Annotated in this window: 15 protein-coding genes; 4 read left to right on the top strand and 11 right to left on the bottom strand. The window is 41.3% G+C overall.

Translation table 11 applies throughout. The annotated features are described in order from the left end of the window. The first annotated feature begins 68 nt into the window (after positions 1-68). Both AC0OMA_RS07795 and AC0OMA_RS07790 read left to right on the top strand, forming a co-directional pair. Positions 69-230, top strand: a complete 162-nt coding sequence (locus tag AC0OMA_RS07795) for a hypothetical protein (RefSeq protein WP_003245246.1) — start codon at positions 69-71, stop codon at positions 228-230. A gap of 201 nt (positions 231-431) precedes the next feature. Then, positions 432-1,613 (top strand): aminotransferase A, encoded by a 1,182-nt coding sequence (locus AC0OMA_RS07790; RefSeq protein ID WP_015252196.1) that lies wholly within the window; start codon positions 432-434, stop codon positions 1,611-1,613. 9 nt (positions 1,614-1,622) lie between these two features. Here AC0OMA_RS07790 and kinA read toward each other — a convergent pair whose 3' ends face one another. Together kinA and AC0OMA_RS07780 are read right to left on the bottom strand one after the other, a co-directional pair. After that, positions 1,623-3,443 (bottom strand): sporulation histidine kinase KinA, encoded by a 1,821-nt coding sequence (gene kinA, locus AC0OMA_RS07785; protein WP_474222015.1) that lies wholly within the window; start codon positions 3,441-3,443, stop codon positions 1,623-1,625. Positions 3,444-3,606: 163 nt separating this feature from the next. Next, entirely contained in the window at positions 3,607-5,730 is a 2,124-nt protein-coding gene (locus AC0OMA_RS07780; protein ID WP_043857405.1) for a peptidoglycan D,D-transpeptidase FtsI family protein, read from the bottom strand. A gap of 336 nt (positions 5,731-6,066) precedes the next feature. Here AC0OMA_RS07780 and AC0OMA_RS07775 point away from each other — a divergent pair, with 336 nt between their 5' ends. Then, positions 6,067-6,840 (top strand): CAP domain-containing protein, encoded by a 774-nt coding sequence (locus tag AC0OMA_RS07775; protein WP_015383529.1) that lies wholly within the window; start codon positions 6,067-6,069, stop codon positions 6,838-6,840. A 38-nt stretch (positions 6,841-6,878) separates the two neighbouring features. Here the strand turns inward: AC0OMA_RS07775 and AC0OMA_RS07770 are convergent, their stop codons facing one another. Together AC0OMA_RS07770 and mcpC are read right to left on the bottom strand one after the other, a co-directional pair. Continuing rightward, positions 6,879-7,745, bottom strand: a complete 867-nt coding sequence (locus AC0OMA_RS07770) for an NAD(P)-dependent oxidoreductase (RefSeq protein ID WP_181219052.1) — start codon at positions 7,743-7,745, stop codon at positions 6,879-6,881. Positions 7,746-7,882: 137 nt separating this feature from the next. Then, positions 7,883-9,850 carry a methyl-accepting chemotaxis protein McpC gene (mcpC, locus tag AC0OMA_RS07765; protein ID WP_322839587.1) on the bottom strand — a complete coding sequence of 656 codons (1,968 nt, stop codon included), beginning with the start codon at positions 9,848-9,850 and terminating at the stop codon, positions 7,883-7,885. 134 nt (positions 9,851-9,984) lie between these two features. On the opposite strand from mcpC, the gene AC0OMA_RS07760 reads away from it, so the two are divergent. Next, positions 9,985-10,686: a GNAT family N-acetyltransferase gene (locus AC0OMA_RS07760; RefSeq protein ID WP_041517836.1), complete on the top strand. Its 702-nt coding sequence runs from the start codon at positions 9,985-9,987 to the stop codon at positions 10,684-10,686. Here AC0OMA_RS07760 and splB read toward each other — a convergent pair. The 7 genes from splB to AC0OMA_RS07725 all read right to left on the bottom strand — a co-directional run bounded on the left by splB (position 10,679) and on the right by AC0OMA_RS07725 (position 18,413). Next, positions 10,679-11,707 (bottom strand): spore photoproduct lyase, encoded by a 1,029-nt coding sequence (gene splB / locus AC0OMA_RS07755; protein ID WP_003245173.1) that lies wholly within the window; start codon positions 11,705-11,707, stop codon positions 10,679-10,681. The genes AC0OMA_RS07760 and splB overlap by 8 nt on opposite strands. Positions 11,708-11,784: 77 nt before the next feature. Further along, the gene (splA, locus tag AC0OMA_RS07750; RefSeq protein ID WP_003218644.1) at positions 11,785-12,024 is read right to left on the bottom strand and encodes a splAB operon transcriptional regulator SplA; all 240 of its coding nucleotides are present in this window, start codon (positions 12,022-12,024) and stop codon (positions 11,785-11,787) included. 90 nt (positions 12,025-12,114) lie between these two features. Continuing rightward, positions 12,115-13,827: a phosphoenolpyruvate--protein phosphotransferase gene (gene ptsP, locus AC0OMA_RS07745; protein WP_003218638.1), complete on the bottom strand. Its 1,713-nt coding sequence runs from the start codon at positions 13,825-13,827 to the stop codon at positions 12,115-12,117. After that, the gene (locus AC0OMA_RS07740) at positions 13,827-14,093 is read right to left on the bottom strand and encodes a phosphocarrier protein HPr (RefSeq protein ID WP_003154654.1); all 267 of its coding nucleotides are present in this window, start codon (positions 14,091-14,093) and stop codon (positions 13,827-13,829) included. The genes ptsP and AC0OMA_RS07740 overlap by 1 nt, the downstream gene beginning before the upstream one ends. A gap of 97 nt (positions 14,094-14,190) precedes the next feature. Continuing rightward, the gene (ptsG, locus tag AC0OMA_RS07735; RefSeq protein ID WP_003244661.1) at positions 14,191-16,290 is read right to left on the bottom strand and encodes a PTS glucose transporter subunit IIABC; all 2,100 of its coding nucleotides are present in this window, start codon (positions 16,288-16,290) and stop codon (positions 14,191-14,193) included. A gap of 228 nt (positions 16,291-16,518) precedes the next feature. After that, positions 16,519-17,385: a glucose PTS transporter transcription antiterminator GlcT gene (gene glcT, locus AC0OMA_RS07730; RefSeq protein WP_181219049.1), complete on the bottom strand. Its 867-nt coding sequence runs from the start codon at positions 17,383-17,385 to the stop codon at positions 16,519-16,521. A 62-nt stretch (positions 17,386-17,447) separates the two neighbouring features. Continuing rightward, complete coding sequence (locus tag AC0OMA_RS07725; protein WP_181219047.1) at positions 17,448-18,413, bottom strand: LacI family DNA-binding transcriptional regulator; 966 nt, start codon at positions 18,411-18,413, stop codon at positions 17,448-17,450. Positions 18,414-18,679 lie beyond the last annotated feature (266 nt).

Below are 18,679 nucleotides of genomic sequence, written 5' to 3'. Positions count from 1 at the left end.
ATAACCATTGACTTTCCAACTAACAGTGATAAAATAGTCAAGGATTTTTCCAAAGAAGGGTGTAAATAATGGGTACCTTAGTAATATTTAAAGAAAACGAAATGACTGTTTTAGAGGATATCAGTGAAGAAACTTACCTGAATATGAAGAAAGAATCAGCTGACCTTCAAGAAGAGCATCCTCCGTATCTGATTTGGCACGAAGACCTTCATTTTGATTATGGCTATTAATGAAATTGGCACATATAAACAATAATAGAACATGATACAATAAAGACAATCAAATCGCTGGTTGTCTTCTTTTTTTCTGAAAAGAAAGGTATGTTTAGAAAAAAGGCGCATACAATCGAAATATATCAGTTAAAAAGGTGACAAATGATCAGCTAGTGGTAAAATAGGATAAACTCATTATATTTGTTAAGGTGATGAATTATGGAACATTTGCTGAATCCGAAAGCAAGAGAGATCGAAATTTCAGGAATACGCAAATTCTCGAATCTTGTAGCCCAACACGAAGACGTCATTTCACTTACAATCGGCCAGCCTGATTTTTTCACACCGCATCATGTGAAAGCTGCCGCAAAAAAAGCCATTGATGAAAACGTGACGTCATATACTCCGAATGCCGGCTACCTGGAGCTGAGACAAGCTGTGCAGCTTTATATGAAGAAAAAAGCGGATTTCAACTATGATGCTGAATCTGAAATTATCATCACAACAGGCGCAAGCCAAGCCATTGATGCTGCATTCCGGACGATTTTATCTCCCGGTGATGAAGTCATTATGCCAGGGCCTATTTATCCGGGCTATGAACCTATTATCAATTTGTGCGGGGCCAAGCCTGTCATTGTTGATACTACGTCACACGGCTTTAAGCTTACCGCCCGGCTGATTGAAGATGCTCTGACACCCAACACTAAGTGTGTCGTGCTTCCTTATCCGTCAAATCCTACCGGCGTGACTTTATCTGAAGAAGAACTGAAAAGCATCGCAGCCCTTTTAAAAGGCAGAAATGTCTTCGTATTGTCCGATGAAATATACAGTGAATTAACATATGACAGACCGCATTACTCCATCGCAAACCATTTGCGGGATCAAACAATTGTCATTAACGGCTTGTCAAAATCACACAGCATGACTGGTTGGAGAATTGGATTTTTATTCGCACCGAAAGACATTGCAAAGCACATTTTAAAGGTTCATCAATACAATGTGTCGTGCGCCTCATCCATTTCTCAAAAAGCCGCGCTTGAAGCTGTCACAAACGGCTTTGACGACGCATTGATTATGAGAGAACAATACAAAAAACGTCTGGACTATGTTTATGACCGTCTTGTTTCCATGGGACTTGACGTAGTTAAACCGTCCGGTGCGTTTTATATCTTCCCTTCTATTAAATCATTTGGAATGACTTCATTTGATTTTAGTATGGCTCTTTTGGAAGACGCTGGCGTGGCACTCGTGCCGGGTAGCTCGTTCTCATCATATGGTGAAGGATATGTAAGATTGTCTTTTGCGTACTCGCTGGACACACTGAGAGAAGGCCTGGACCGTTTAGAATTATTTGTATTAAAAAAACGTGAAGCAATGCAGACGATAAACAACGGCGTTTAAGCCGTTGTTTTATTTTTTTGGAAATGAAATTTTAAACGCTGTGCCTTTTTCAGGATGGCTGTCCACATGTATAACTCCCTGATGGTTTTCAATGATATTAAATGTCACCATTAATCCAAGCCCCGTACCTTTTTCTTTTGTTGTTAAAAATGGCTCTCCAATCCGGTTTAGTACCTTTTCAGGTATACCTTCCCCTTCGTCTTTGACAGTAACATGAACAGAATGCTCATCTTCGGTTATGATAATGTCTACTGTTCCCCCATCAGGCATTGATTCAACTGCATTTTTGATTAAATTAATGAATACCTGCTTTAATTGGTTTTGATCCCCGTTTATATAAATGCTGTCTTTTTCATAGCTGGTTCTGATAAAAATGCCATTTAAATTTGCCTGTGTTTCTAACAGGGCTGAGACCTCACCAATTAATTTTTTCAAGTTCAAATATTCTTTGACAGCATTTTGCTGAGGCTTCGCCAGCATGAGCAGTTCACTGAGTATTAATTCAATGCGGCTGAGTTCAGAAAACACAATATCAAAGTAATGCTCGTTTCCTTTCATTGTCGGTTTCATCAGCTGTAAAAATCCTTTGATCGCTGTAAGCGGGTTGCGGATCTCGTGGGCGATTCCCGCCGCGAGCTGGCCTGCGATTGATAATTTTTCCGATTTCAGCATCAATTCTTCTGTTTGCTTTCTCTCTGAGATGTCCCGAAGAATGACCTGGACGGCCGCTTCACCAAAAAAGGTCGTCGGAATGCAGACCATCTCCGTATAGATGACCCTGTTCTGAAAGGTGAACCAGGATTGCTTGACAATTTCTGATTCTGTTTTTTGCTCAGCGATATTTTGGATTCTCTCTTTTACATCCTCGTGATCGCAAGGATGCAGCTGATCGTATATGTTTTTGCCAATTAAGTCCTCATAGGTAGCCGCTTCAAACAGGGAAATTCCAGACTCATTCATAAACACCCATTTTCCATTGTGAATCACCGCAATGGTATCAATGGAATTTTGAATCAGCAGCTGATATCGTTCACGGCTTTTTTGCAGGATGGTTTGGAATTTTTTCCTTGAAGAGATATCGATCAGCAGCAGCAGCTCAGCCTGCTGGTTTTTGTAGACGGTCGGGGATGCTTTCACTTCTAAATGAACAGGTGTGCCATCAAGCCTTTTCCACGTCTGTTCAATCATTCCGACTTCCATTCCTTTTTGCATTCGTATAATCCTGTTTTTCACGATATCATGATATTCTTCTTCAATAAATTCATAGGACCATTTACCAATAATAGCATCCTTGCTTGTGGCTTCCAGCATTGAAAGCATCGCGCTGTTTACATAGACGATCTTGCCTTTGACACTGATGCATAGCGGACTCGGGAGATTTTCAACCAACCGTTCATAATCATCCGTTATATATGTAGTCGATTCCGGGCTTGCAGGTTCGATTTCATGTTTTTCGCAGTTTAGGGATTGATGGCCTGTTTCTTCTTCAAGAACCTTCATTTTCAAAATGATTTCCCGTTCTGTCCGCTCAGCTCTTGTCGTAACAATTTCTACCGCAGCCTCCACCCACACAATCGTATGATCTTTTTTAATAAAACGAAAGGTGCACGGCATCAGATGATGTTCATTATAAAAATAGCTTTCAACCAAAAATTGGTCTTCCTCATGCAGAAACGTTTTGAGGAATGATCCGATCATCTCTCCTTGGAGATAGCCCAAATGCAGTTTGGAGTTGGCAGATATATAAATGATGCGTCCATTAGAGGCCAAGACTGCATGAATATCGGTTTTTGTTTGAAGTGGTTTAACATGCTGCGTATCCTGTTCCACAGAATCCCTCCTTTGCATGATCATCGTGTTTCGACATATACAGATTGACTTTTACCTAGTATGATTCGCTAGAAAATGAGTATTCTCCTTCTATTCTTATGGTGAACGTCAATTTTTGAATAAAAGAAAGGGCACACAATCTTTTAGTTGTGCACCCTGTTTTTTATTTTTTACTGTGTTTTTTTTCGAGCTCTGCGTAGGCGTGGATAGCTCTTTTGGCAATGAGTTTGTTGATCGGGTCGTGGTCGTTCGCTACAGAAGGGACAACAACACTGAATGCCACTTTTGGATTTTTTGATGGATAATAGCCGACAAATGTTAGATTGTACGTGCTTTTTCCCCACCAATTACGATTTGTTCCGTAATAAAATGTTTGAGCAGTTCCAGTTTTTCCGGAAACATCCTCTGCAAACGTATTTCTAGCTGTTCCCGAAGTGGTAACTAGCTTCATTCCAGTCTTCACCTGCTGAATGTCACTTTCTGAGTTATTAATTTTATTGAGAATGTTTGGCTTTCTTTGTTCAATGGTCTTCCCAAGGCCTTCTTTTTTGCTGGGCTCATGGATACTTGTAACAATTCTTGGCTGCACACGGTAGCCCCCATTGGCAATTGATGAGATGTACTGTGCCATTTGAAGCGGTGTATATGTATCGTATTGTCCAATGGCCAAGTCTAAAATTAACCCCCCTACCGCATCAGGTGTAGTTTGCATTCCGGCTGATTCCTGCGGAAGATCAATACCTGTCTTTACTCCCAGGCCAAATTGGCTGTAGTAATTTCTCATTTTGTTTAAATCCTTCTGGTCAGCAGGAAGAGGTCCATGCGGCTTGTATGTGACACCGGCAATGTGCATGGCGACATTAAACATGTATACGTTTGAGCTTTTTTGCAATGCCGTTAATTCATTAATAGTTCCCATATTCATATACGACTTCTTAGGCTTATTACCGTTTCCTGCAAAATACAGTGGCATGTCAACAAAATATTTATAATGCGGGATCCCGTCCTGATAGCCGGCTAGCACGGTGGCCCCCTTTACTGCTGATCCCATTTCATATTGGGTGGTAAATGCCCCTATCGCATAATCTTCAATTTTGTTGGTTTTTAAATCTATCTTTTTCCCTGCCATCGATAAAATATCGCCGTTATTCGGGTCCATCATCACGACAAAGGCTCTGTCAAGCATGTAATTTCCGCGTGCACGGCTGTTTCTTACTTCTTCTTCAATGATCTTTTCTACCTTTGCCTGAAGCTCCATGTCAAAAGAAAGCTGAAGATCGTATCCCCTGCTGCCTTTATCAATGGTTTTTTGGCTGACGACATTTCCTTTATTATCTTCTACGTATTCCACTTTTTCTTTATGCGAATTTAAATATTCTTCATATTGATACTCTAAATAACTTTTTCCCACCCTGTCATTATTCGCATAGCCTCTTGTTAAGTAGAAATCTTTCCGGTCGCTCAGCAGGCCCTGATCAGGTGTCGTGACGCCCCCGAAAACAGAATAAAGGGTTTTGTCATAAGGATATTTTCGTGTCCAATCGTTTACGATATCGATTCCCGGAAGTTCTTCTAAATGCTCAGAAACAATGGAAATTTCATCATATGTTAAGTCATTTTTTGGTCTTTGCGAGGAGTTTTTCTTCTCATCAAGCAGCGCTCCGTTTTTTCCATTGCTATTGCTCTTATTTGGATTCATTGCCTTTACGATTTGAGGTTCGTAAGCATTTCCGCTTGAAAACCTTGTATATATCGCAGCAGTTTCCATTTCTTCGTCATCTTGCTGAATAGCCTTTAATTCTTGATCCGGAACACGCTCTATTTGAAGCTTGTATGCCTGGTCTCCTTTCAGATTGCTTTCTGATTCCTTAAGCAGAGCGGCGGCTTTTTTCGGATGAGCTGCGATCCAGTAATCACGAAGATCCCTTTCCTTCAAAAATTCGGTATCAATATGAATGAAAGAAGCAAGCCGCTTCGCTGTTTTGATTTTATCTTCTGTTTTTGTGCTAGATGTTGATACATACACAATTTCTGGAACGCTCTGGTTGTCGACAGCAACTTTCTGGTTTCTGTCGTACATCTTCCCGCGAGGCGCAGGATAGTAAGCTGTTTTTGCATTTGATTTCTCAGCGTCTTCTTCATGCTGTTCGCCTTCAACAATTTGAACAACCCCGAGCTTAAAAATTAATGCAGTGAATAGAACAAAGACAGCTAGGAAAAAAAGATTCATTCTGATTGCTCTGTTTCCTTTGCTCTTTTTCTTTGGTTCACGTCCTATTTCAGTCACTTCTGGTTACCCCTCTCAAATCATTCAATATATTTACATATACTGAGATTAATTGTAACACCTTTGTAATAGTTGTTACAGCGAAAAGGAGTAAAAAAAGCTGTCAATATAAAAACACATTAAAATATAACTAACGGTTCAAAAAAAAGGAAGCTATGTAACGGTACGATAAAATCATATATACCGATGATTCCCTTATTCTTAGTGATTCAACGGATTTACTTTACGAAAATGACAATCTCTATTTGTCAAAGGAAAGTGCTGGAATCTTTATGACAAAAAAGCTATGTTATGATTTTTCTGTAGAAACAAACAACTCTAGGAGGTTACGAACTAATGAAGAAAGCATTTATTTTATCTGCTGCCGCTGCGGTTGGATTATTCACATTCGGGGGCGTACAGCAAGCATCAGCGAAAGAACTCTCCTGCCAGCCTGTGGTTACAGTAAAAACGGGGAACACAGTACAAAACATGTCACTTAACGATGCAGTGAAAAAACTGCATATTAACACAAATGTCAAAACGTTAAACGCTGCAAACGAAAAAGAGATTAAACAGCTTCTTCAAAAACATGCGAAGCAATCTAACGTGAAAGTTCAGGATGTTCAAAAGACAGAAACGGCAAAACCTGCACAAAAGACTACTGAAAAAGCAGCTGCTGATCAAAACACTGCTTCTAAAGCACCCGCAACTGCTGAAAAAACAAACACAACAACATCTGCACCTTCATCTGTAAGTGCATATGAGAAAAAAGTTGTTGAGCTTACAAATGCAGAAAGACAAAAACAAGGCTTAAAACCGCTTCAAATTGATGAAACGTTAAGCAAATCCGCACGCGCAAAATCTCAGGATATGAAAGACAAAAACTACTTTGATCACCAAAGCCCAACTTACGGCTCACCGTTTGATATGATGAAATCTTTCGGAATCAGCTACAAAACAGCAGGTGAAAACATTGCTAAGGGCCAAAAGACACCTGAAGAAGTAGTAAAAGCTTGGATGAACAGTGAAGGACACAGAAAAAACATTCTAAACCCTAACTTTACTCACATCGGTGTTGGCTACGTTGAGTCTGGAAGCATCTGGACACAACAATTCATCGGAAAATAATAAAAAAAGATTGCCTGTTTCGTACAGGCAATCTTTTTTTATTTCACCCAGAGCTTATAGATACTCTGTGTACCGCTGTTTTCTTCACCTTGTGCAGCGAGCTTGTCATATAAGGATTTTGCGAGCGACAAGCCTGGCATTTCTTCCCCCATTAATTCTGCTTCCTCTAGTGCAATTCCCATATCCTTAATAAAATGCTTCACATAAAATCCCGGTTCAAAGTTGCCTTGCAGCATACGGGGAGCAAGATTTGACAATGACCAGCTTCCGGCTGCGCCCGTTGTGATGCTTTTCAGAACATTTTCCGGCTCTAGGCCTGATTTTTGGGCATAAGCCATCGCTTCAGCAACACCGATCATACCGGCTGCAATTGCAATCTGATTGCACATCTTGGTATGCTGTCCGCTTCCAGCCGGTCCTTGATACTGAATGTTCTCTCCCATTAAAGAGAAAATCGGCATGCAGGCTTCAAAAGCTTCTTTTTCTCCACCGACCATAATCGCGAGTGTTCCGTTTTGTGCACCGACGTCTCCACCGGAAACAGGAGCGTCTAAAGCGAACAATGCTTTTTCTTTGGACGCTTCAGCAATCTTCTTCGCAAGCGAAGGCTTAGATGTCGTCATATCAATAAGATATGCGCCTTCTTTTGCGTTTTCAATAATTCCATTGCTTCCGAAATACACTTCTTCAACATCACTGGGATAGCCGACCATTGTGATGATAACATCCGCTTCGTTCGAAAGATCTTTGACCGTATCTTTCCAGATCGCGCCTTTTTGAAGTATGCTTTCTGCTTTTTCTTTTGTCCGGGTGTACACCAAAATAGGGTGGCCGTCATTCAGAATATGTGATGCCATGCTATTTCCCATCACTCCAAGACCGATAAAACCAATTGTTTTTTTCAAGGTCATTCCTCCCAGATGTTTCGTTTTGATTTTAGTTAAAATTTATCATTTTTCCTTCATTTTTTAGACTACCATATCTATTCATCTTATAAAATAAAAAATCCCCAAAACAAATGATGTTTGGGGATGTAATTGGATTACAATGTGAATTTTGCAATTGTGTTCATAAGCTCTTGGCTTGCATGTTTTAGTGTTTCCGTTGAGTGTTTGACTTTATCAAGGGTGACAAGCTGTTCATCGGTTGATGCGTTCACTTCCTCTGCTGCGGCAGCTGATTCCTGTGATATGGCTGAAATGCTTTGAATAGCTTCAGATATCGCAAGCTGTTCTTCACTCATTCTTTGAATTTCCGCGTAAATGTGATCAATACCTTGTACCAGTGACTGCATTTCTGCAGTTATCGTATTTAATACCTCTCCAGTTTCGTGAATTGCACTGTTTTGTTCATCATTCATTCTGCTTGCCTCAACCATCGCGTGAGAGGCCTCTTTTGTCTCAAGCTGGATAAGCTTCACAGTCTCGCTGATATGCTTTGTAGAAAGGGCTGATTGCTCAGCTAACTTCCGCACTTCATCGGCTACGACGGCAAAACCGCGCCCGCTTTCTCCGGCTCTGGCTGCCTCAATACTGGCATTTAAGGCAAGCAAGTTGGTTTGATCAGATATGTTTGAAATCGCTGTAACGACTTCTTCAATATTCTTAGTTTGATTTTCCAAATCCAGTAGCATCGTTTCAACCTTTTTCGTTTCCATATTGGCTTCGTTTGATTTCATCAGCAGCTGGCCGAGCGCGTCAAGTCCTTTATAGCTTGCATCCTCGGACGATTTTGAGCGTTCTTTAATTCCGCCTGCCTCCTCAGCGATTTGCCTGATTTTCGTTGACAGGCTTTCCGATTTTTCATTAATGGTTTCAACTTCAGAAGCCTGTTCCGATGCCCCTGCGGCTACTTCTTCAATCGCTTTTGCAATTTGTCCGCTTGTTTCATTTGTTTCGGCAGAGACAGCCGTTAATTGTTCAGAGGTGTCAGATACTTTCCCTGAAGAGAGTCTCACTTGCTCAACCATCTCCTTCATATTTTCAACCATCAGATTGAAGTCTCTTGTTAAAATACCGACTTCATCCTTGGATTTTGATTCCGCGCGCACTGTTAAATCGCCTGCGGAAACAGCTTTCGTTTTTGCGATCAGCTGCTGTATCGGACCGGTTATCGTTTTGGCCAGGAAGTAGCTGAGAATAATTGTTATGATGAGCGCAATCAATGATATCCAAAGATTTGCCCGATTCATTTTATCTGAAATCCACATTAATTGATCGGTATCAAATTGTGTTCCGACCTTCCAGCCCGTTTCGCCAATCGTTTGGTACACAACCATTTTCCCATTCACATCTTGTATCCCTTGTTTCTCGGATGCGATGGTTTGCAGTGTTTGATCCTTTGATATATTTTTTCCTTGATTTGACGGATGGGCTAAAAGATTGCCGCTCTCATCAGCTAAAAAGGCAAATCCATTGTAAGGCACCTTTTGTTTATTGACCATACTCTGGATAGCAGAGAGTTTCAAGTCATAGCTGGCAACCCCTATCACTTTTTGCCCGTCTAAGATTGCTTTCGATGCAGTAACAATCATATCTCCAGTCACGACATCTTTATAAGGTTCCGTCCAAACAACTTGATCCGGGGTTTCAGCTGCAAGCTTATACCACGGTCTTGATGTTGGATCATAATCCTCAGCGAAATCCGCTTTTGGATATGTAAACATTTCTTTTTTTGCGGTGCCTATGTAAGCCATCGCAACATAATCATCGTTATCTTTGATTTGCTTAATGTCATCGTGAAACAGCCGAGCAGCTTCTTTACTTGGTTTCGTTACAAATGTATGCGTTAATTCCCCATTAGCCAATCTTGATAACGAAATGGCATAACTCTTTAATTGCAATTCAATATTTTGTTCAAGTGACTGCGTCACGTTTTGAGTTGTATTTTTCCCATCCTCTGTAATCATCGGTTTTAGCGTCAAATAAGAAGACAGCATTAAAAGAACAACTGTGACGATTAACATAATCGAAACAAAAACAGCAATCTTCATGTGAAGTTTTTTAAACAAACCAATCCCCTCCTAATTTCTATATCGGCCCTTTTGTTTGAAAAATGAATAATCAAAAAATAAATTATAAGAAAATCGGAATATATTTACTAAAAATTCAATCTTCTTTATAATGAAACAACATAAGGAGAGTGATGATCATACTAAAACAAATGTATGTGCACAACGGCAGAAAATTTGAGGCTCTGACCATCAGAAACTACACTGAGACTGACATCGAGAGGCTGATTTCTCTTCAAAAAGAATGTTTCCCTCCTCCGTTTCCCCAGGAATTGCTGTGGTCAGAGGACCAGCTTGACAGCCATATCAAAACCTTTCCGGAAGGCGCATTATGCGCGTTTATCAATGGCAGAATTGTCGGTTCCATGACTGCTCTTATTGTACAATTTGAGCCTGAATCTCCTGATCATACATGGGCACAAGCAACAGACAACGGATCGATTAAAAACCATGAACCTCAAGGAAATACTTTATATGTAGTGGATATTTCTGTTTCTCCTCATTATCGAAAGCTTGGAATCGGAAAATGGCTGATGAATACGATGTATGAGCTGACTGTTGATAAGAGACTGGAGCGCCTTCTCGGCGGCGGCCGCATTCCTTTATATCATAAATACGCACACGAGATCAGCGCTGTTCAGTACGTTGAAGATGTGATGGAAGGCAGGAAAAACGACCCTGTGCTGTCCTTTCTCCTCCGTTGCGGGCGTTCACCTATTCGTGTAGTCAGCAATTATATAGAGGATAAAGAATCATTGAATTACGGCGTTTTGATGGAATGGAAAAATCCTTTTTATAAAAAGAGAGCTGTTGATCACAACAGCCCGTTTAAGTGAAATATTCAATTTTCGCGTTAGGAAAAAAGGTATCAATATAGGATTCAAGTGCTTCTCGAAGTGCATGCTCTTCATCTTTCTGATAAATATATTTTCCGATCCCGTAACGGCCCCATTTATAACGGCGCTTTTCTTCATCTAATTCGAGCTTCGTCTTCGGATAATTTTTCTCTATCACTCGTTTGGCCGGTTTTGTAAAACGGTGTTGAATTAATTCAAACGTTATGTCATGTCTAACGTCCTGCGGCAAAGCAGCATCAAGCTTTTCAAACAGATGTCTGTATCCTTCTTCCCAGCCTTCATGAATATAAATCGGAGCAACAATAAAGCCTAGCGGGTAGCCTGCTTTTGCAACTTTTACTGCCGCTTCTATCCGCTTATCAAGAGGTGAAGTTCCCGGCTCAAAGTTTTTAATCACATAGTCGGCATTAATACTGAATCTGAATCTCGTTTTCCCGTTATGCTTTGCGTCTAATAGGTGATCGACATGATGAAATTTCGTTACAAATCGGAGCTTTCCGAGATCACTTTGGCCAAAATGTTCAATGGCGCGCTTCAGCGTGTGTGTCAGATGATCAATTCCTACAATGTCTGACGTACATGATGCTTCGAACCTTGTGAACTCTGGTGCGCGCTCCTTCATATACTTATCTGCCTGATCCAAAATCTCTTCGACGTTTACATAAGTTCTGATATACGGCTTTGATCCCATGGTTGTTTGCAGGTAGCAGTAATGACAATGCCCCATGCAACCTGTTGCAAACGGAATAGCATACTCAGCCGAGGGTTTGGATGAATCAAACTTTAATGTTTTCCGGACACCGATAACTAAAGTTGATTTCGCATTGCGATATTGCTGAAGATGATTTTTCCCAGGAATATTACGCACCTGATTGTGGGATGTTGTTTCTCTGATTTCAATGCCCATATTCTCAAATTTATCTTGTAATTCTTGGCCTAGCGGATATTCCAGCGCCCTCGGTTCTATATATACAAGCTGCGGAACAAATGGGTTCTGCATGATGCCACATCCTTTTCCTTTACTAACGTTACTTTTCTCACTAGGCGGAAAGGATATGAGTTGTAATGATTTCCTTGTTACTCATACGGATCAATATCAAAGAGTTCTTTGTAAAGCGATTTAGCTTCTTCATAGCTTGCAAACACAGCATCGTCCTCTGCGAACGGATGATAGGTTTCATAAATAAACAGGGAAAGCTCGCCTTCATGGTATGGATGGTGCACAATTTCGGCTTCCTTTATGTGGGCTACATTGGCGGCGTGCGGATTTCTGTAGATCACATAAACAGTATCTCCTGCGTTAAATTGGTTTGACATACTATCCCTCCTAGCCATGTTATTGTGTCCTTCTATACCCTTACTTATGAAAAAAACCAGACAGGCCGGAGGCCGTCTGGTTTTTGTACATTACTTGAATGTTTCTTTTACGAACGCGACAACTTCTTCTGTCGTGCTCATAGATAAGATTTTCTCTTTGAATGACTCAGCTTCTTGTTTAGACAATTTGCTGATTTGTGTTCTTGCCGGAAGGATAGACGTTGCGCTCATTGAGAACTCATCTAAGCCTAAGCCGAGAAGGATAGGAATCGCAATCTCGTCTCCTGCCATTTCTCCGCACATGCCAACCCATTTTCCTTCTTTGTGTGCTGCTTCAATTACTAGTGTAATTAAGCGAAGGATTGCCGGGTTGTATGGTTGATACAGATAAGATACACGTTCATTCATACGGTCAGCTGCCATTGTGTATTGGATCAAATCGTTTGTTCCGATACTGAAGAAATCAACCTCTTTAGCAAACTGATCAGCGATGACTGCAGTTGACGGAATTTCAACCATCATACCGACTTCAATATCATCAGATACAGCCTGTCCCGCTTTTACGAGCTTTTCTTTCTCTTCAAGAAGGATCGCTTTTGCTTCTTTGAATTCGTTAACTGTCGCAATCATAGGGAACATGATTTTCAAGTTTCCGTATGTACTTGCACGAAGCAGCGCGCGAAGCTGTGTTCTGAAGATTTCTTGCTCTTCAAGGCAAAGACGAATCGCTCTGTATCCTAAGAACGGGTTCATTTCTTTAGGAAGCTGCAGGTAAGGAAGCTCTTTGTCTCCGCCGATATCAAGTGTCCGCACGACAACTGATTTTCCTTCCATACGCTCAAGAACCGTTTTGTAAGCATCAAACTGCTCATCTTCTGTAGGCAGCTGATCTCTTCCCATGTAAAGGAATTCTGTACGGTAAAGGCCAACTGCTTCTCCGCCGTTTTCAAGAACACCTTTTACATCATCAGGAGTACCGATGTTCGCTGCAAGCTCTACATGATGTCCGTCTTTTGAGACAGTCGGTTCATTGACAAGCTTCGCCCACTCAGCTTTTTGAGCCAAATAAGCATTATGTTTTTCTTCATACTCTTTTACAGTTTCCGCAGATGGGTCAATAATGACATCGCCATTGATACCGTCAACGATAACAGTCACGCCGTTTTGGATCGTGCCTGTAGCCGCTTTCGTTCCAACAACTGCTGGAATCTCAAGAGAACGTGCCATGATGGCAGAGTGAGATGTGCGTCCGCCGATATCAGTAGTGAATCCTTTTACGAACTCACGGTTTAATTGAGCTGTGTCAGACGGTGTTAAGTCTTCAGCTACAATAATAACCTCTTCTGAGATCATGCTTGGGTTTGGAATTTCGACGCCAAGCAGGTGGCCGGTTACGCGTTTTGTTACATCGCGGATATCTGCCGCACGCTCTTTCATATATTCGTTGTCCATAGATTCAAACATAGTAACGAACATAGAAGACGTTTCTTTTAAAGCGAATTCAGCGTTCACTGAATCAGTGCTGATTTTTTCTTTCACAGGGTTCAGAAGCTCAGGGTCACTGAGAACTAAAAGGTGAGCAGAAAAAATATCAGCTTTATCCTGACCCAGTTCTTTCAAAGCGTGCTCTTTGATTTTTTCGAGCTCTTCTTTTGAACGTGCAATCGCTTCATCAAAACGGCTTACTTCCGCTTCAGAATCAGAGATGTTTTTCTTTTCAACCGTTAAATCTGGCTCTTCAAGCCGGTATGCTTTTGCAATCGCGATGCCGGCTGAAGCGCCAATCCCTTTTAATTCTTGCATTACTCGCCGAGTCCTTCGCTTTTCATTGTTTCTTCTAAAGCGTTAAGAGCATCGTTTTCGTCAGCTCCGGAAGCAGAGATTGTGATCTCAGCGCCTTTAGCGATACCTAAAGACATAACACCCATAATAGATTTAAGGTTAACTGTTTTGCCGTTATATTCTAAATTAACGTCAGCGTCGTATTTGCTAGCAGTTTGTACAAGAACTGTCGCAGGACGAGCATGGATTCCAGAATCTGCAGTTACTTTAAATGTTTTTTGTGCCATTTTTATCATTCTCCTTTTAACTTAAAGCTTTATTACTTCACAATATTATATCATACAACCGTACTTGTCATCTGACAAGCACGGCGTACTAACACCCTTATTTTTCAATCTTCACAATATCTTCTTGTTCTCTGTTGACTGAACCGCTTGCTTTAATGCTGACTGTTTCTCCTTCAGCAAGGTTTGTAAATACAATCGGTGTCATGAGAGATGGTACATTCGGTTTGACTGCATCCAGATCAACTTCAAGAAGTTTTTGTCCAGGCTCAACGCGGTCTCCTTCTGATACGAAAGACGTAAATCCTTCGCCCTTCAGGCTGACGGTATCAATACCAAAGTGGATTAAAATTTCTCTTCCGCCGTCGGATTGCAGGCCGATCGCATGTTTCGTCGGGAACACATTGAGAATTTTTCCGCGAACCGGTGATACGACAATTCCTTCAGAAGGGAGAATCGCAAAACCGTCACCCATCATTTTCCCTGAGAAGACTTGGTCAGGAACATCCGTAATCGGGTGAATTTCCCCGGTAATCGGAGAAACGAAAACTTCCTCGCCGATTTCATTTTGCAGCGGTTCTGCAATCACTTCCTCAACCTGCTGGCCTACTTCCTCTTGAGCAGATGTTTTCGGTTCAGGTCTTGGCTTGCGTCCCGCAATAATGTCTTGCATTTGTGTTTTTAACCCGTCAGAACGCGGTCCGAAAATAGCCTGAATGTTGTTGCCGACTTCCAGCACTCCCGAAGCGCCAAGCTGTTTCAGACGGTCTTTATCAACCTTTTTCTGATCGTTTACAGTCACACGCAGACGAGTGATACAAGCATCAAGGTGTTTGATGTTTTCCTGGTCACCCATTGCCTGCAGAATCTCATAAGGAAGATCCCCTGCTTCACCTGTTTTCCCAGGTGCTGCTGTTTCTTCCGCAGCATCCTCGCGTCCAGGTGTTTTCAGATTAAATTTGCGGATGGCAAATCGGAATCCGAAGTAGTAAATGACCGCTAACCCTAAGCCGACAGGGATGACAAGCCACCATGCCGTCCGGTTCGGTAAAATACCGAATAGGAAATAGTCAATTAAACCGCCGGAGAATGTCATACCAATCTTAACATTCAACAGCTGCATGACCATGAATGAAAGTCCCGCAAACAAACAGTGAATCGCAAACAGGACTGGAGCAACGAATAAGAAAGAAAATTCCAATGGCTCTGTGATCCCCGTTAAGAAGGATGTCAAGGCCGCTGAACCCATAATACCTGCAACAAGTTTTTTGTTTTGCGGTTTTGCTTCATGATAAATGGCAAGCGCCGCAGCAGGCAGACCGAACATCATAAATGGATATTTACCTGTCATGAACGTACCTGCCGTTAACTGTACGCCGTCTTTAATCTGCGCCATAAAGATACGCTGATCCCCGCGGATAATTTCTCCTGCTGCACTCTTATAGCTGAAGAATTCATACCAGAACGGCGAATAGAAAATATGGTGCAATCCGAATGGGATAAGCGAACGTTCAATCACCCCGAAGATAAATGCAGCAAGGGTTGGATTCGCTTCCACTAATCCTGTTGAAAAGGCATTCAATCCATGCTGGATCGGAGGCCAGATCACTAACATAATAAGACCCAGAATCAGTGCAGAAATTGACGTAACAATTGGAACGAAACGTTTACCCGCAAAGAAACCAAGGTATTGCGGCAGTTCAATTGTGTAAAATCTGTTAAACAATAATGCAGCTAACACACCGACGATAATACCGCCGAACACCCCTGTCGCCAAGGTAGGTATACCAAGCATGTTTACATATGCAGGATGGTTTTCCGTAAAGAACTTTGCTCTTTCAACTGAATCCGAAGGAATGGTTCCGTTTGCAAGAAGAACCGCACTCATGGATACATTCATTACAAGATAACCGATAATTGCTGCAATCCCTGCAACTCCATCACCATTGGCAAGCCCGATGGCTACACCTACTGCGAAAAGAAGCGGAAGGTTATCGAAAACAATCTGCCCAGCGCTTTCCATTACACCTGCTACAAGCTGAACATTGTCATTGCTCAAGAAATGCAGGACCTGAATCATGTCCTTATTTTGCATCGCATTCCCGATCGCAAGCAAAATACCCGCAGCCGGAAGGATCGCAACTGGAAGCATAAGCGCACGCCCAATTTTTTGAAGAACGCCGAATAATGCTTTAAACATAAGAATTGACCTCCTCTTTTTACTAGTCTGACCTTACAGCTAAAAATCATGACAACGAATTCACAGGCGTAAGTCTTCCAGTTTAACCGTTTACATTTGCCCTTTTACACAACAAAAAGGCATGAGCAAAATTGGGTGCGCAAAAGAACGAGAATGAACTTCCCGTTTTTTTCCCTCAATCACTCATGCCTGATCGAATCAGTAACACGTTATAAGGATAAACTGAATTTATGACATTTTATTGGTTAATCGGTACAGATGAAGCGTCAGATAAACCGCTTCCGCCTCATGAACTGGTTTCTTCAATGTTTGCTGCAAGATTTTAATCAATTTCCAAGCTGTATTGTAGCATAGCGGATATTCATTTTTCAATAACAACATTAATTTTTCTGGTTCTTTAGTCGGTTCTTCTTTTTTAATTCTTTCTATTGTAAATCTGATATGCCTGATCAGCCGCAAATAGTTGACACTTTCCTTATTTACTTTCATTTGAAATGAGTCTTCAATCACCTCGACAAGCTGCGCCATGAGCTGAGAGTGCTGATTGACCTCGGACAGCGGACGGTTTGTTAACGCTGAATGGATATGCAGAGCGATAAAACCAATCTCCCCTTCAGGAAGACAGATTCCCGCTTTTTCATTGATTATATCTATGACTTCTTTGGCAATTTGGTACTCCTCAGGATATAGTGACTGAGTCTCCATTAAAAATGGATTTTTCATATCAAATCCCTGCTGCTGCCTTTTGATCGCAAATGCGATATGGTCTGTCAACGCAATGTGAATATGTTCATTTAATGAGTGATTAGTCCTATTGCTTATGTGATAGATGACATCGTTTGAAATATCAACGAGCTTTTCATCAACATAGTCAAGGAGCTTTTTAAACTGCTTTTGTTCCTTCTCGTCTTTTAAAATGAACATTTTATCGTAGCCTTTATCTTCAATGACATCATCTTGTTTTTTTCCGAAACCAATACCTTTTCCGATTAAAACGACTTCGCTGTATTTATGATGAGAAGCAATTAATACGTTATTATTCAGTACCTTTTTCACTGTGAAGGACCCATTCACGATCCTCAGCTCCTTTGTCATTCAATACCTCATATCGTACATAACGAACAGAATGCACGTCAAACCTTTTTTCAATGCATTCACTAAACAGTCGATCTTTCGATGAGACGGTAATCCAGAACTTTCCTTTCAATCGGCTGTCCTTGAATTCTTTTTTCCAGTATGGCAAATGCCTGCTTTCCCATTTCCCTTGTCTGAATATCGATCGTTGTGATTCCAAGCGCTTGGCTGATTTCGTGGTTATCAACGCTTAAGATTGCAAGCTCATCCGGTATTGACACCCGCTGGTTCTTTGCTTCAAGAAAAAGCCCTGCTGAGACTTGGTCATTGGCAACAAAAATAGCCGTCGGCTTTTCCTTCCACGTTTTCCATTTATGAAAAAGCGCCTTCCCATCATTGATTGTAATCGCTTTCTCGATTACCCAGTCTTCACGAAATACCTCGCCGATCTCTTCCAATGCCTCTTTGTAGGCTTTGATTCGAAAATGGCTGTTCATGCCTTTTTTTCTTGCCAAACAGATGGCTATTTTTTTGTGCCCTTTGGCAATTAAATAGTCCAAGCCGTTCCGAAATGCTTCTTGGTGAGGAATACTGATGGTTGGGAAGCGGGCATTATCTGAATTCTGGCAAAGCAAAATCGGGCCCTCCCATTCCATGAGTTTCTCATCAGCAAGCGCCTTTGAGCAAAAAATCAGACCGTCAACCTGGCGCTGCTTTAATTGGGACAGCGCAAAGATTTCTTTTTGTACCTCATAGTTTGTTTGGAATAAAGAGAGGTGAACCCCGGATTCCGCGGCTGCGTCGGCTATTCCTGCAATCAGCTCTGCAAAATATGGCAGATTAACCGTCGGCAAGACAACACCAATCATGTTTGAAAATCCTTTCGACAAATGTACAGCGTGAATATTTCTCGTGTACTCCAATGATTCCATTGCCTCAAACACTCTTTTTCGTTTGTCTTCACTGACGTATGGATGATTGTTTATGACTCGGGAAACCGTTGTAACAGAGACACCGGCTTTTTCTGCAATGTCTTTAATATTAGCCATAGATTCCCTTCTTTCTAAATCCCCTTGATCTGGAATGCGTTTCATACAATATGATATGGACGTACCAGATATCTTTTTGTGTTTTTAGCTGAAAGGAGAAGATCACATGGGTTTCTTCATTTTAATTGGGTTATGTCTCACTGTTCTCGGTGGCAGCTGTCTAGCTGTAAAACCTCTCAACCAAAAACATGAAATTAAACCCTTTCGAACATTTGATGATTTTTTTATTTAATGCAGATAAAAAAGGACGATGTCGAGAACAAAGT

Source organism: Bacillus sp. AMCV2, assembly GCF_056033925.1.
Note: the sequence above shows the minus strand (reverse complement) of the source record. Positions and strands in the feature narration are given on the sequence as shown.